The 13,803-nt window shown below is 63.1% G+C and carries 14 protein-coding genes; 7 read left to right on the top strand and 7 right to left on the bottom strand.

Annotated features, from left to right (window positions below; all coding sequences use genetic code 11):
- From MRBLMU1_RS08680 to MRBLMU1_RS08660, 5 genes are all read left to right on the top strand, one after another.
- Entirely contained in the window at positions 1 to 669 is a 669-nt protein-coding gene (locus MRBLMU1_RS08680) for an NF038129 family PEP-CTERM protein (RefSeq protein ID WP_363499750.1), read from the top strand.
- A gap of 92 nt (positions 670 to 761) precedes the next feature.
- Positions 762 to 1,706: a hypothetical protein gene (locus MRBLMU1_RS08675; protein WP_363499748.1), complete on the top strand. Its 945-nt coding sequence runs from the start codon at positions 762 to 764 to the stop codon at positions 1,704 to 1,706.
- A 56-nt stretch (positions 1,707 to 1,762) separates the two neighbouring features.
- Positions 1,763 to 2,707, top strand: a complete 945-nt coding sequence (locus MRBLMU1_RS08670; RefSeq protein WP_363499746.1) for a hypothetical protein — start codon at positions 1,763 to 1,765, stop codon at positions 2,705 to 2,707.
- A gap of 52 nt (positions 2,708 to 2,759) precedes the next feature.
- A complete protein-coding gene (locus MRBLMU1_RS08665) occupies positions 2,760 to 3,701 on the top strand; it encodes a hypothetical protein (protein ID WP_363499744.1) in 942 nt (313 codons plus the stop codon).
- A 196-nt stretch (positions 3,702 to 3,897) separates the two neighbouring features.
- A complete protein-coding gene (locus MRBLMU1_RS08660) occupies positions 3,898 to 4,500 on the top strand; it encodes a transposase (protein ID WP_363499742.1) in 603 nt (200 codons plus the stop codon).
- Positions 4,501 to 4,602: 102 nt separating this feature from the next.
- On the opposite strand, the gene MRBLMU1_RS08655 is transcribed toward MRBLMU1_RS08660, so the two are convergent.
- The 5 genes from MRBLMU1_RS08655 to MRBLMU1_RS08635 form a co-directional block, all read right to left on the bottom strand.
- Entirely contained in the window at positions 4,603 to 6,945 is a 2,343-nt protein-coding gene (locus MRBLMU1_RS08655) for a RelA/SpoT family protein (RefSeq protein WP_363499740.1), read from the bottom strand.
- A gap of 117 nt (positions 6,946 to 7,062) precedes the next feature.
- The gene (gene rpoZ / locus MRBLMU1_RS08650; RefSeq protein WP_008451304.1) at positions 7,063 to 7,266 is read right to left on the bottom strand and encodes a DNA-directed RNA polymerase subunit omega; all 204 of its coding nucleotides are present in this window, start codon (positions 7,264 to 7,266) and stop codon (positions 7,063 to 7,065) included.
- A gap of 24 nt (positions 7,267 to 7,290) precedes the next feature.
- The gene (gmk, locus tag MRBLMU1_RS08645) at positions 7,291 to 7,929 is read right to left on the bottom strand and encodes a guanylate kinase (RefSeq protein WP_315221645.1); all 639 of its coding nucleotides are present in this window, start codon (positions 7,927 to 7,929) and stop codon (positions 7,291 to 7,293) included.
- Between the two features lie 108 nt (positions 7,930 to 8,037).
- Positions 8,038 to 8,856 carry a DUF72 domain-containing protein gene (locus MRBLMU1_RS08640; protein WP_363499738.1) on the bottom strand — a complete coding sequence of 273 codons (819 nt, stop codon included), beginning with the start codon at positions 8,854 to 8,856 and terminating at the stop codon, positions 8,038 to 8,040.
- Positions 8,857 to 8,917: 61 nt separating this feature from the next.
- Positions 8,918 to 11,020: a beta-galactosidase gene (locus MRBLMU1_RS08635; protein ID WP_363499736.1), complete on the bottom strand. Its 2,103-nt coding sequence runs from the start codon at positions 11,018 to 11,020 to the stop codon at positions 8,918 to 8,920.
- A 147-nt stretch (positions 11,021 to 11,167) separates the two neighbouring features.
- On the opposite strand from MRBLMU1_RS08635, the gene MRBLMU1_RS08630 reads away from it, so the two are divergent.
- Positions 11,168 to 11,455 (top strand): putative quinol monooxygenase, encoded by a 288-nt coding sequence (locus tag MRBLMU1_RS08630; protein WP_363499734.1) that lies wholly within the window; start codon positions 11,168 to 11,170, stop codon positions 11,453 to 11,455.
- Between the two features lie 44 nt (positions 11,456 to 11,499).
- Here MRBLMU1_RS08630 and MRBLMU1_RS08625 read toward each other — a convergent pair whose 3' ends face one another.
- Positions 11,500 to 11,691 (bottom strand): hypothetical protein, encoded by a 192-nt coding sequence (locus MRBLMU1_RS08625; RefSeq protein ID WP_363499732.1) that lies wholly within the window; start codon positions 11,689 to 11,691, stop codon positions 11,500 to 11,502.
- 101 nt (positions 11,692 to 11,792) lie between these two features.
- A complete protein-coding gene (locus MRBLMU1_RS08620) occupies positions 11,793 to 12,683 on the bottom strand; it encodes a YicC/YloC family endoribonuclease (protein WP_363499730.1) in 891 nt (296 codons plus the stop codon).
- An 89-nt stretch (positions 12,684 to 12,772) separates the two neighbouring features.
- On the opposite strand from MRBLMU1_RS08620, the gene MRBLMU1_RS08615 reads away from it, so the two are divergent.
- A complete protein-coding gene (locus MRBLMU1_RS08615) occupies positions 12,773 to 13,795 on the top strand; it encodes a serine/threonine protein kinase (protein ID WP_363499728.1) in 1,023 nt (340 codons plus the stop codon).
- The last annotated feature ends 8 nt before the right edge of the window (positions 13,796 to 13,803 follow it).

Here is a 13,803-nt window from a genome sequence, read left to right as displayed (position 1 = left end):
ATGTTTCGCAAACAACTGAGCAATACCTTGAATCGCATCCTGCTGGCCTTGGCACTGGGAAGCGCAGGCAGCATGGCCGCAGCCGAGACGCTGCATGTCGAAATCGATACGTCTTCCTTCGGCGGCAAGGGTTGGGCCGATCTCATGTTTACGACGTCCAGCAGCCAGGTGTCGCTTGCCACTGCGGAACTGTCGAACTTTGTTGGATTTGATGCCTCCAGCATGCCGGAACTGACCGGTGCAGTGACGGGCTCGCTTTCTGATGGTTACATGATGAACAATCTACCTGGCTCAACGGACTTGTTTCATGCGGTGAATTTTGGCGGCAAGGTCAGTTTCGATATCGACTTTAGCGGTGCTGTTGGCTCGGCGATCAATCGCTCGTTGTCGACGTTTTCCGTGTCCCTGTATGGCTCTGACCAGACCACGCTGTTGGGCAACGGCGATCCCGCTTCCGGCAGCCTGCTGCAGTTGTACTGGTCGCCATCGACCAGCAGTGCCGTGGCCGGCACGGTGACGACTCGGGTGTTCGACAACCTTGCCAGTGTCGGTCCCGTACCCCTGGCCGCACCGGTGCCCGAGCCATCGACCTGGCTGATGATGGCTGCCGGACTGGGCGTGGTGGCGCTGGCGCGGCGCCGTAAAGCCGGCGAGCCTTTCGCCGCCTGAACAAATGGGTGTGGCGCCGCCACCGGCTTCCCGGCTCGCTGTTGTCTCACGGCAGCAAGTGGCCGGAAAGCCGTTACAATGCCGAAATGAACATGGCATTTGTTAAAAAAACGCACCATAAGCTTGGTGACGGGGCGCTTGGGATCGCCCGCCGGGGGGGCTGGCGCGGGCTGGCGGTATGGGCGATGCTGGCGCTGTGTGGCGTTCCGCTGCACGCCGGGGCGGTCGATTCCTATACGATAGACTTCAACTTCAGCCGGCCCAATTACCGCGATCGTCACGCCTTGCAGGTGCTGCGGGCGGCGTTGCAGGCGTCCAGCGCCAAATATGGTCCTTACGAACTCCATGTTTCGCCGATGGTCATGGAGCGCGACCGCCTGATGCTGGAAATGGTCCGCGGCAAGCTGGTTAACCTGAGCGCGCAAATCTCCTCGCCGGAATGGGAGCGCAAGCTGATACCCATTCGTGTCCCGATCGACAAGGGGCTATCCAGCTATCGGATCTCGCTGATCAATGGCAACCGCCAGGCGCAGTTCAATGCGATCACCAGCATGTCCCAGTTGAAGGCCTTGTCTTTGGGGGCCGGGCGACAGTGGAGCTCGACGGCGGTGTACAGCGGCGCCGGCTTCGACGTGGTGCCTGGCAATTCGACCGACAACCTGCACAGCATGCTGGCGGTGAACCGCTTCGTGCATTTTCCGCGCGGGGTGGACGAGGTGGTCTTCGAGTACGAGAGTCATGTGGCGGCCTTCCCGGCGCTGGCCATCGAGAGCGGCATGGTCGTTTATATGCCGTTGCCGCGCTATTTCTTTGTCGCGCCCGGCTACCAGCGACTGGCGCAGCGGCTGGAATACGGTCTGAATTTGCTGGTCGCCGATGGCAGCTTCGATAAGATGTTTCACCAGGCCTACGATGGCGTGATCGAGAAAGTGGCGCTGCGCAAACGCCGCGTCTTCAAGCTGGACAATCCTCTGCTGTCGCCGCAGACGCCGCTGGCCAACAAGGCGTATTGGTACGATCCGTTCCCGCACAAGTAAGCCATTCTTGCCGGGTTCGCTCATCGGTTCCATGGCGGCGCCAGGAACTCGCTACAATGGCCAAGATGAATACGGCAATTGTTCAGAAGTCGGATCGGCAGGATGACGGGCGCGCCCGCCGTCTGATCCGCCGCGCGCTGTTGGTGTCGATGCTGGCGCTGTTTGGCTGGGCACAGCCGGCGCGCGCGCTCGACACCTATCTGCTCGACCATGTCTTCGGCAACCCCGACTATCGTGACCGTTATGCGCTCGCGGTGTTGACGGCGGCGCTGGAGGCGTCGAGCGCCAAATACGGCCCGTTCGAACTGAGTACCTCGAAGCACGTCATGGAGCGCGACCGCATGATGCTGGAAATGGTCAGGGGCGATCTGGTCAACCTGACCGCGCAGATCACGTCGGTGGAATGGGAGCGCAGGCTGATTCCGATCCGCATTCCGCTCGACAAGGGGTTTTCCGGCTATCGCATTTTCCTGATCGACGGCCGCCGCCAGGCGCAGTTCAGCGCCGTGACGACGGTGCAGCAGTTGCAGGTGCTGCCGGTGGGGTCGGGGCGGCAGTGGAGCGCCACGGCGGTATTGCGCAACGCCGGCTTCGACGTCGTGGACGGCCCCTCGACCGCCGGCCTGCACGCGATGCTGGCGGCCCAGCGCTTTGTCTACTTTCCGCGCGCGATAGAGGAGGCGTTGTTCGAGCGCGATGCCTTCGCGGCGGATTTCCCGGCGCTGGCCGTCGAGACGGATCTGGCGTTGTACATGCCGCTGGCGCGTTATTTCTTTATCTCCCCGAGCCAGCAGCGATTGGCCGCCCGGCTCGAATACGGCATGCAATTGATCGCCGCCGACGGGCGCCTGGACCTGCTGTTCCACCAGGCGTACGATGGCTTGATCGAGAAGGTGGGATTGCGTAAGCGCCGGATTTTCAGGCTGGACAATCCTTTTCTGCCGCCGCGCACGCCGCTGTCGACCAAGGCGTACTGGTACGATCCGTTGCCGCAAAAGTAGGATGGCCTGGCGCCACCACGCCGACCGCATGAGGGAAGCCATTACGATCACTATGATGAACCAGGCAACTGTAAACAAACCGTGCCCCGATGACGGCGGCGGGCCCACGCGGACCCGCCGCCTGATGCGGTGCGCGCTGGTGGCGCTGGCGCTGTTCGGCGCGGCGCCGCCGGCGCGCGCGCTCGATACGTACCGCGGCGATTTCGTCTTCAACAATCCCGATTTCCGGGACCGGTACGCGCTGGGCGTGTTGAAGGCGGCGTTGGAGGCATCCACCGAGAAATACGGCCCCTTCGAGTTGACCATCTCGCCGCTGATTATGGAGCGGGACCGCCTGATGCAGGAAATGGTCAAGGGCGATATGGTCAACCTGACCGCGCAGGTCACCACCGAGGAGTGGGAGCGCAAGCTGATCCCGATCCGCATTCCCGTCGACAAAGGGTTTTCAGGCTACCGTATCTTCCTGATCGACGGCCGCCGTCAGGGCCAGTTCAGCGCGGTGGGCGGATTGCCCCAGTTGCGCGAGCTGGCGCTGGGGTCCGGCCGTCAGTGGAGCTCGACCCCGGTGCTGCTCCATAACGGTTTCAAGGTCGTGACGGGCGTTTCGGTGCACAACCTGCAAGCCATGCTGGCGGCCGAGCGCTTTATGTTTTTCCCGCGCTCGGTGGAGGAGGCGGTGTACGAGCGTGAGGCCTACGCCCCGGGGTTCCCGGCACTCGCCATCGAGAGCGAGCTGGCGTTGTATATGCCGCTGGCGCGTTATTTCTTTGTCGCGCCGGGCGAGCCGAGGCTGGCCCGGCGGCTCGAGCACGGCATGCGGTTGCTGAGCGCCGACGGCCGCCTGGATCGGCTGTTTCATCAGGCCTACGATGATCTGATCGAGAAGGTGGGATTGCGCAAGCGGCGGATTTTCAAGCTGGAGAATCCTTTGCTGCCGCCGCTTACGCCATTGTCGAACAAGGCGTATTGGTATGATCCGGTTGTTGCCAAATGAGGTGGATAGCGCCGTCAAACCCCGCCAGCTTTTAGCGATACGCATGCGTCACCACATAGGGGGCGTATCCCTTAGGGTACGACGGGGATGCCGAGTCCCCGCCCGGCAGTGCGGGGTTCGCGCCATTTGATGAAAGTCACATTGGTTCATTGACAGAACTGATATCTTTGCGGGGTTAAACCTGCAGGGGACCGACATGCCGCGCCGTCACCGAGTCGTACTCCCCGGCGTGCCATTGCACGTCATTCAACGTGGTCACGATCGGCAGCCATGTTTCATCGTCGAAGACGACTACCTGAAGTTTCTGAACGGGCTTCAACTGCATTCCCGTGTCAATCAAGCCAGGGTCCATGGCTACGTCTTGATGACGAATCATGTGCACCTTCTGCTTTCGGTGGCCGACGTCAAAGCACTTGCGTGCTTGATGAAATCCACCACACAAGATTATTCCCAATATTTCAATCACCGCTATCAGCGTTGCGGCGCGGTATGGCAGGGGCGATATAAAAGCTGCGTCGTGCAAACGGAGGATTATTTCCTTGCGTGCCAGCGATATATTGAATTGAATCCGGTGCGCGCGGGTATGGTTGACTATCCCGGGAGTTATCGCTGGTCGAGCTATCGGTGCAATGCCGAAGGACGGGACGATCCCGTGGTCACGTCGCACGAGCTATATCAACGATTGGGGGCAACCCCGGCAGCTCGCCGGCAAGCATATCTTGGGTTGTTCAGCGAGCAAATGACCGACTTGGCGGTCGGACGTATACGGTCCGCAGTCAATGCTGAGCGGACCTTGTAGAGTCAAACCCGCCAGCTTTTAGCGATGCGCAGGCGTCACCACTTAGGGGTCGTACCCCAAGGGGTACGACCCCGCCCGGCAGTGCGGGTTGGCCGTGAGGGTCTAGCTGCGCTCGCGCAGGATGCGGTTGACGCCCACCACGCGGCGCACGTTGCGCAGCAGCCCCGCCAGGTGCACGCGGTCCTTGACCTGGATCGTGAAGCGCAACTGGTGCAGCACGTGTTCCTTGTCCTCGTCCATGCCGACATAGGTGATGTTGGCGTCGGACTCGCCGATCTCCGCCGCGACCCGCGCGAGGATGCCTTTTTCGTTGTTGATCAACAGCTTGATGCGGCTGTCGAAGCGGCGGTTCAGTTCCGTGCCCCACTTGACGGCGATCCAGCGGTCCGGTTCCTTGATCTTCTGGCGCTTGGCCAGGGTGCAGTCGTTGGTGTGCACCAGCAGGCCCTGGTCGCGGCGCAGCTGGCCGACGATCGAGTCGCCCGGGATCGGCAGGCAGCACGGCGCAAGCTGCACCGACACGCCCTCGCTGCCGCAGATCGTCACCGGATCGAGTTCGGCCGCGCTGTTGTGGTCCACCGGTGCGCTGGCCGACTCGCCGCCGCGCAGGCCGAAGATATGGCGCGCCACCAGCGCCGCCATGCGCTTGCCGATGCCGATGTCGGCATACAGTTCGTCGAGCGACTTGGCGCTCGATTCGTTGAGCAGCCGTTCGATCAGGTGGTCTTCCAGGACGGCGCTCATGCCCAGCGACGTCAGCGCCTGCGACAGCAGTTGCTGGCCGAGCGTGATCGACTCGGGCAGGTTGATGGTGCGCAGATGGTGGCGGATCGCCGAGCGCGCCTTGCCGGTGCGGACGAACGACAGCCACGTCGGGCTGGGGCGCGACGACGAGTCGGTGACGATTTCGACGATGTCGCCGTTGCGCAGCTCCGTGCGCAGCGAGGCCGGCTCGTTGTTGATGTTGACCGCGATCGTGTGGTCGCCGATGCCGGTGTGGATCGAGTAGGCGAAGTCGATCGGCGTGGCGCCGCGCGGCAGCGCGATGATCTTCGACTTGGGCGTGAACACGTACACCGAATCGGGGAACAGGTCGACCTTGACGTGTTCGAGGAATTCGGCCGAGTCGCCGGTCTGCTGCTGGATGTCGAGCAGCGATTGCAGCCACGCGTGGGTGCGCTGCTGCAGGTCCGACAGGTTCGATTCGCCGTTCTTGTACAGCCAATGCGCGGCCACGCCCGATTCGGCGGTGCGGTGCATCTCCTGGGTGCGGATCTGGAACTCGACCGGCGTGCCGTACGGGCCGATCAGGGTCGTGTGCAGCGACTGGTAGCCGTTCAATTTGCGGATCGCGATGTAGTCCTTGAACTTGCCCGGCATCGGCTTGTACAGCGAGTGCAGGGTGCCCAGCGCGACATAGCAGTTCGGGAAGCTGTCGACCACCACGCGGAAGCCGTAGACGTCGAGCACCTGCGAGAACGACAGGTGCTTGCTGCGCATCTTCTTGTAGATGCCGTACAGGGTTTTCTCGCGGCCGTAGACCTCGGCCTCGATGTCGGCGATCTGCAGGGTGGTCTTGACCGAGTCGAGGATTTTCGACACCACTTCGCGGCGGTTGCCGCGCGCCGCCTTCACGGCCTTGGCCAGGGTGCGGTAGCGCAGCGGATACAGATGCGAGAACGACAAGTCCTGCAGCTCGCGGTAGATGTTGTTCAGGCCGAGGCGGTGCGCGATCGGCACGTACACTTCCATCGTCTCGCTGGAGATGCGCGCCTTCTTGGCCGGCGCCATGACCTCCATCGTGCGCATATTGTGCAGACGGTCGGCCAGCTTGATCAGGATCACGCGCACGTCCGACGCCATCGCCAGCAGCATCTTGCGGAAGTTCTCCGCCTGCGCCTCGATCTGGCTTTGGAACTCGATTTTTTCCAGCTTCGACAGGCCGTCGACCAGGTTCGCGACCGGCGCGCCGAAGCGTTCGATCAACTCGTCCTTTTTGACGTCCTGGTCTTCCATCACATCGTGCAGCAGCGCGGCCATGATGGCTTGCGCGTCGAGCTTCCAGTCGGCGCAGATCTCGGCCACGGCGATCGGATGCGAGATGTACGGCTCGCCCGACTTGCGCACCTGCCCGAGATGCATCTCGTCCGAGAAGCGGTACGCTTCCTTGACCTTTTTGAGGTCGGCGGGTGTCATGTATTCGGCCAGTTTTTCGGTCAGGTGCGTGACGGAGGCGACACCGGCGGTCAGCGTGGGCGTGGCCAGGGGCGACGAGGAAATCACTGGTTGAACGGGGGCTGGTGCGGAGGAGGCGATGGTGGAGGCTGTGCTGTCGCCCGCGTTGGCGCCCGACGTGGCTGCGGCCGGCGCTTTGGCCGGCTGTTTCGCCGGTTGCGTGGACCGGGGTTTGCCGCTAAGTGTCGGATCGGCGGGGATCAGATTCATACGTGTGCGTTCCGTCGTAATGAGAATGTCAATGTAAATACTACCTGATGGCGTGCGCTATTGCTCAACCGCTGCTAAACCGCATCATTCACATTGTTCGGGAACGCGGGTCCCAACTTACATTGGGACCTTTTTCAACATTTCCAGACCGACCTTGCCGGCGGCGATTTCGCGCAGCGCGACGACGGTCGGCTTGTCCTTGGCTTCCACCTTGGGAGTGTGGCCTTGCAGCAGTTGACGGGCGCGGTAGGTCGCGGCCAGGGTCAGCTGGAAACGGTTCGGAATGGTTTTCAGACAATCTTCAATAGTAATACGGGCCATCATAACTCCTAAAATCTTGTGTATTTATTCAGCGTGGATACCCAATTGGGCAAATAGCGAGGTGTTGCGTGCCGCTTGTTGCGCAAACCGGCAACGGGCCGCTCTGACAATCGCCGTCAATTCAGACAGGGCGACCGCGAATTCTTCATTGATAATAGCATACTCGAACTCGGGAGCGTGGGCGATTTCGCCGCCGGCCGCCAGCAGCCGGCGGGTGATCACGTGGGCCTCGTCGGTGGCGCGTTTTTTCAGCCGTTGTTCGAGCGCGTCGATCGACGGCGGCAGGATGAAAATGCCGGCCGCCTGCGGGAACTGCTTCTTGACCTGGCGCGCGCCCTGCCAGTCGATTTCGAGCAGGATGTCGGTGCCGGTTTTCATCTGCTGCTCGACCATGATGCGCGAGGTGCCGTAGTAATTGCCGTGCACCTCGGCCCACTCCAGGAACTCGCCGGCGTCGGCGCGCGCGACGAAATCCTCGGCGTTGGTGAAGTAGTATTCCTTGCCGTGGGTTTCACCCGGACGCGGCGCGCGCGTGGTGGTCGAAATCGACAGCTTGATCGTCGGTTCCTGCGCCAGCAGCGCGTTGACCAGCGTCGACTTGCCGGCGCCCGATGGCGCCACCACCATGAACAGGCTGCCGGCGAATGCGTTGGATGAGCTCATGTGTTTAACTTTCAAATGCGTATGCGGGCAGCGCCCAAAGACGTATTTTACCAAGAGCAACGGCCGGCATTCAATTCGGCTGTCAATTCGCGTGCGATCGGGCCGCGATCACAGCAATCCGATCAAATGCTGGGCGGCGGCCGGCGCGCGTTCCTTGGCCCCGTTGATGAAGTAGACGAACACCGGGCGCGCCCTGGCGCCGGCCTTGTCCGGCGCGGCCGGCGGCGCCACATACGGCAGGTCCGGCGGCAGCGCGCCGGCCTGCCATTGCTGCGCGGCCGCCGCCCATTTCTTCAGCGCCGGCTTGGTGTAGCCGGTCGCTTGTTCGCTCTGCGCGTTCATCAACCGGGCGTAGACGAAATCGCTGGTGACGTCGGCGAAGGAGGGGAATTTGGGCGAGTCGGTGAACACGCTGGCGACCTTGTACTTGCGCGCAAGCTTGACGTAGTCGGCGCACATGAAGCTGTCGTGGCGGGTGTCGAGCACGTGGCGCAGCTTGCGCGTGCCCAGTTTTGCCGGCAGCAGTTTGAAGAACGCTTCCAGGTCGTCCGGATCGAACTGCTTGGTCGGCGCCAGCTGCCACAGCAGGGGGCCGAGCTTGTCGCCCAGTTCCGCCAGGCCGCTGCCGATGAAGCGTTCGATCGATTCGCCCGCCTCGCCCAGCACCTTGCGGTTGGTGGCGTAGCGGCTGGCCTTGACGGAGAAGATGAAATCGTCCGGCGTCTGCGCGTTCCACGAGGCGAAGTGTTCGGGCTTGGCGGTGCGATAGAAGGTGCCGTTGATCTCGATGCTGGTGACGTGCCGGCTGGCGTATTCGAGCGCCTTCTTTTGCGTCACATCCTTCGGATAAAACGTCTCGCGCCACGGCGCGAAGTCCCAGCCGCCGATGCCCACCCTGATGTTCGATTTTGCGTTCGATGCAGCCATGCGTGCTCCCCGAAAGTCGTTGCGAAGATGGTGGCCGGGTTGCGCGCCGCGCCGACTCGCGTCAGCGTTCCTCGACGATGGCCACGCCCCACGGTCCCAGCTCCAGCGCCTGGCCGCGCTTGACCGCCCGTCCCGACAGCAGCTCCGTGCCGTTGGCGTGAACGTAGTCGACGCGCTGCGGCTTGGCTGAATAGTTTAGCAAGTAACGCACCCGGTTGCCGTTCTGTAGCGTTCCGCCACGGACGATGAGCGGGTAGCGCGCCTTCGGCAACGCGATGCCGGCGCGCTCGACCTGCTCGGCCACGATTTTGCCGATCACCGCGTCGGTCGGCATGAAGCCGACGTAGGTCACTTCGCCTCTGCCGTAGGCGTTGCGCGTGACGGCGGCATAGTTCGGCCACGATGGATGCTTGTAGCGCGCGATCACCTTGGCGGTGGTCGGCGTCAGGAACTCCATCCACCAGCGCGCCTGGTTGTCCTGCTTGCCCACCTTGAACGGATCGCCGTCCAGCGTCACGTCCTTCGGATTGGTGAACTGGTTGTAGCGCACACCCGCCGCCTCGCTGATGGCCCCCGGTTGCACCGCGTAGCGCACCTTGGTGTTCTCGTCCGAGAAGCCGCTGCGGAAGGTGTATAGCACGCGTCCGCCGGCCTTGGCGTAGTCGTTCAGTTTGGCGATTTCGGCGTCGCTGGCCGCGTACAGCGACGGCACCACGATCAGTTTGTAGTCCGACAGCGCGGCGGTGGACGACGGCGACAGGATGTCGGCCTCGATGTTCATGCGGTACAGCGCGTCGTAGTAGGGGCGCACCGCCTCGTTGTAGCTGAAGGTCTTGCCCCCGGCGTTGACCTTGAAGGCGTCGAAGCCGGCCTGCGCGGTGTTGCTGACGTACAGCGCGACTTGGTTTTTCTTGCGCAGGTTGACCAGTTTCGGCCCCAGCCTTTGCAGGTCGGCGCCGATGGTCTTGGCCTCGGCGTACACCTCGTTGGGCCGGTAGTCCTGCGACAGCACGCCGCGCCAGTAGGTCTCGATGGCGTTGGCGGTGGTCGCCCAGTGCCAGTAGGCGACCATGTTGGCGCCGCTGGCCAGGTGGCTGAACGCTTGCAGGCGCAACTGGCCGGGGTAGGGCGTCCAGTGCGGGAAGCCTTGCGCCTGCGTCTCCATCACCAGATAGTTCTGGCCGTTGCGCAGCGAGCGCGTCAGGTCGCCGCCGAAGGCGATCTCGGCGCCGGTCAGCTGGTCCTGGCTGGGGTGGTAGATGTCGATGCCGGCGACGTCGAGCGGTTTGGCGGCCTGCCAGTGATCGACCTCGGGCTGCACACCGTACGAATGATCCTTCCAGCCCAGATCGAAGTTCTGGGTGATGAACTGGTCGGGACGGGCGCGGGCGCGCACCAGCCCGGCCTGCCAGGTCAGATACTCGGTGACCAGGCCGCGCTGGAAGTCGGCGAAGGCATTGGACAGGCTGGCGTTGATGGAGCCGTTGACCGACGGGAAATCCTCCCAGCTGTTGATGCGGTTGCTCCAGTAATCGAGGCCGAAGGCCTTGTTGAGCTGTTCCAGGTCCGGAAACTTTTTGCGCATGGCGGCCACGAAGGCGGCCTGCACGTTCGGGCCGCTGGTGAAGTAGGCCTTGGTCTCGTTGTCGACCTGGTAGCCGATGACGGCCGGGTGGTCCTTGACGTGGTCGATCAGCTTGACGATCACCCGTTCGGCCGCGCGGCGGAACTCCGGGTTGGTGATGTCCATGTTCTGGCGCGGGCCGTAGCCGGCGCGGCCTTTGGACGTGGTCACCAGCACGTCGGGGTGTTGGCGGGCCAGCCAGGTGGGGATCGCGTAGGTCGGCGTGCCGACGATGACCTTGATGCCGGCCTTGTCGAAGGCGGCCAGCATGCGGTCGACGTGCGAGAAGTCGAACACGCCTTCGCCGCGTTCCAGCGTGCCCCAGGTCGATTCGGCGATGCGCACGACCGTGATGCCGGCCTCCTTCATCATGCGCACGTCCTCGTCGATGCGGTCGACCGGGGTGTACTCGTCGTAGTAGGCGACGCCGAACAGCACCGTTTCCGGCAGCTTGGGGGCGGCGATGGCGGCCGAGTGCGGCCATGTCAGCGCGATGGCGATGGCGAGCGCGCCCCGCGTGAATGTTCCTGCGTAGGTCATTCCGTCTCCGATTATTTTTGTTATCGATAACCTGCGAAGATACCACAAAGTATCGCGATTCCGGCCGCGCCGATCGTCGCGGCTGGGGCTTTTCGTTTGGCAAATCGCCCCAATTATAGGAGTCTCCACATACCCACAGGATAGAACATGCCCGATCTGATCGTCGTTGCCACCATTACCGCCCATTCGGGTTCCGAGCTGCTGGTGCGTTCCGCGCTGGACCAAATCGTGCCGCCGAGCCGCGCCGAGGCTGGCTGCATCCGCTACGACTTGCATCAGGATCTGGGCGACCCCGCGACCTTCGTCATGATCGAAGCCTGGGACGACGCCGAAGCGCATGCTCGGCACGAGGCGACACCGCATTTCCTGGAATTGGTCAAGACCATCGGCGAGGTGGCCGATATCAAAATCGCCAAGCTGAATCAGTTGCTGTAGTGCGTTGATGGGCCGGGCGTCGCCTCGGCCCTGCCGAGGGGCGATCAGGCGAGCCGGTCCAGCAATGATTCGACCACGAACGCCGCCCCCGGCACCGGCCCGTCGATGCCGTGCACCTCGCAGATGTTTTCCAGATCCACTGACCACAGCGCCTGTTCCGCCGCCGAGCGCCACGCGATGCCCTCCAAGGAAAGAGCAGGCCGAGTTCCGGTTCGGTCCCAGGGTTTCCGTTTCACGGTCGGCGCCGATGGATCGCTCCACGCGTTCAGCGTCGGGCGGCCGGGTGGGAGCGTCCAAAAAGAAAGGGAGCCGAAGCTCCCCTGGTTCGATGCCGACGTTACTCCAGGTTCTGCACCTGTTCGCGCATCTGCTCGATCAGCAGCTTCAGTTCCATCGAGGCGTCGGCCAGTTCCTTGACGGAGGCCTTGGCGCCGAGCGTGTTCGCTTCGCGGTTGAGCTCCTGCATCATGAAGTCCAGGCGCTTGCCGACCTGGCCGCCCTTTTTCAGGATGTGGCGCGTCTCGGTCAGGTGCGCCGACAGCCGGCCCAGCTCCTCGGCGACGTCGATGCGGATGCCGTACAGGATCACTTCCTGGCGGATGCGCTCGAGCGCGTCCTGGCGCGACAGCGCCGAATTCGAACCCTGGCAGGCCAGGCCCAGCGCGTCCTGCATGCGCTCGACGGCCTTTTGCTGGAAGGCGGCGACCACCTGCGGAATGAGCGGCGTGATACGCTTGACGATCACCTCCATCGCCTCGATGCGCGAGGTCAGCATCGCCTCGAGCGCGGCGCCTTCGCGCTGGCGGCTGACGACGAAGGCTTGCACGGTGGTGGCGGTCAGCGCGGCGACGTCGGCCTGCAGCGACTCCTGGCCGATCTGGGCTTCCTCGATGACGCCCGGCCAGCGCAGCAGTTCGGCCACGGACATGGTCGGCGCGGCGGGGAAATGCGCGCCGACTTCCTGTTGCAGTCGTTGTAATTCGGTCAATAGGGGCAGGTTGAGCGCCTGCGTGCCCGCCGTGGCCGCCTTGCGGCCGAAACTGAGCCTCAGCTCGACCTTGCCGCGGGTGATGGCGGCCATGATCGCCGAGCGCAAATCGGGTTCGAGCGCGCGCAAATCGTCGTTTATTCGAAACTGAAGGTCGAGAAAGCGCGAGTTCACGCTCTTGATTTCGATCGTCAGTGTGCCCGCCGCGCTTTCACTGGTGGCGACTGCGTAGCCCGTCATGCTGGAAATGCTCAATGGATATCCCCGATTTAATCTTTACAAAACAGTGATTTATCCACACAATCCGGTGTGTTGAGGCGAGGAATCCTATGGCTGCACAAAACAACGCCCCGTTACCAGATGGTCTGGAAATTGCTGGATATCGCATTGTAAAGAAAATTGCGTCCGGTGGGTTCAGTATTGTTTACCTCGCGTACGACCCCGACGGGGTGGCCGTCGCCATCAAGGAGTATTTGCCCAGTTCGCTTGCGCTGCGGCGCGACGGCGAGCTGGCGCCGACCGTCCCGCGCGCCAACCTGCCGGTGTTCCGGATCGGCCTCAAGTGCTTTTTCGAGGAGGGCCGGGCGCTGGCCCGCATCTCCCATCCCAACGTCGTCAGCGTGCTCAACTTCTTCCGGGCCCACGACACCGTCTATATGGTCATGGCCTATGAATCGGGCCACTCGCTGCAGGAGCATATCCAGCGCCAGCGCGCCAAGGGCAGCAAAGTGGGCGAGGCCTTCATCCGAACGATCTTTATTCAGGTGCTCAAGGGCCTGCGCGAGGTCCACGCCAACAAGCTGCTGCACCTGGACCTGAAACCGGCCAATATCTACCTGCGCACCGATGGCACGCCGATGCTGTTAGACTTCGGCGCGGCGCGCCAGACCGTCAACAACGACATGCCGACCCTGGCGCCGATGTACACGCCGGGCTTCGCGCCGCCGGAGCTGTACGTCAAAACCGGCGGCCTGGGGCCGTGGTCGGACGTCTACAGCATCGGCGCGTCGATGTTCGCCTGCATGGTCGGTTCGCCGCCGCAGCCGGCCGACCAGCGCAAGACCGAGGATAAAATGGCCGGACACTTTGAAAAGCTCGCCGGCGGCTACACACCGGAGCTGGTGCAATTGGTGCGCTGGTGCCTGATGGTCGACCCGCTGGAGCGGCCGCAAAGCCTGTTCGCGCTGCAGAAGGTGCTGCAGGCGTCGGTGGCGCCGCCGGAGCCGCCGCCCCCGGCGCAGGCACGGCGGGGCATCATCGAAAAGCTCGGCGGCGGCCTGCGTGGCCTGGTCGGACGGCTCGGCGGCGCTGCAGGACCGAAGGCTAAGGCCGGACCGGATACACTTGTCTGATCGGGACT

The organism is Burkholderia sp. LMU1-1-1.1 (assembly GCF_040675865.1).
In the GTDB taxonomy this organism is placed as follows: domain Bacteria; phylum Pseudomonadota; class Gammaproteobacteria; order Burkholderiales; family Burkholderiaceae_D; genus Rugamonas.
The sequence above is the reverse complement of the archived record's forward strand: the minus strand, read 5'-3'. Positions and strand labels throughout refer to the sequence as shown.

Coding starts and splice junctions, on each gene's coding strand:
- MRBLMU1_RS08660 (WP_363499742.1), top strand. CDS start 3,898: ATGCCGCGCCGTCACCGAGTCGTACTCCCCGGCGTGCCATTGCACGTC.
- MRBLMU1_RS08675 (WP_363499748.1), top strand. CDS start 762: ATGGCATTTGTTAAAAAAACGCACCATAAGCTTGGTGACGGGGCGCTT.
- MRBLMU1_RS08615 (WP_363499728.1), top strand. CDS start 12,773: ATGGCTGCACAAAACAACGCCCCGTTACCAGATGGTCTGGAAATTGCT.
- MRBLMU1_RS08670 (WP_363499746.1), top strand. CDS start 1,763: ATGGCCAAGATGAATACGGCAATTGTTCAGAAGTCGGATCGGCAGGAT.
- gmk (WP_315221645.1), bottom strand. CDS start 7,929: ATGAGCTCATCCAACGCATTCGCCGGCAGCCTGTTCATGGTGGTGGCG.
- MRBLMU1_RS08640 (WP_363499738.1), bottom strand. CDS start 8,856: ATGGCTGCATCGAACGCAAAATCGAACATCAGGGTGGGCATCGGCGGC.
- MRBLMU1_RS08680 (WP_363499750.1), top strand. CDS start 1: ATGTTTCGCAAACAACTGAGCAATACCTTGAATCGCATCCTGCTGGCC.
- MRBLMU1_RS08630 (WP_363499734.1), top strand. CDS start 11,168: ATGCCCGATCTGATCGTCGTTGCCACCATTACCGCCCATTCGGGTTCC.
- MRBLMU1_RS08665 (WP_363499744.1), top strand. CDS start 2,760: ATGATGAACCAGGCAACTGTAAACAAACCGTGCCCCGATGACGGCGGC.
- MRBLMU1_RS08635 (WP_363499736.1), bottom strand. CDS start 11,020: ATGACCTACGCAGGAACATTCACGCGGGGCGCGCTCGCCATCGCCATC.
- MRBLMU1_RS08620 (WP_363499730.1), bottom strand. CDS start 12,683: ATGACGGGCTACGCAGTCGCCACCAGTGAAAGCGCGGCGGGCACACTG.
- MRBLMU1_RS08655 (WP_363499740.1), bottom strand. CDS start 6,945: ATGAATCTGATCCCCGCCGATCCGACACTTAGCGGCAAACCCCGGTCC.
- rpoZ (WP_008451304.1), bottom strand. CDS start 7,266: ATGGCCCGTATTACTATTGAAGATTGTCTGAAAACCATTCCGAACCGT.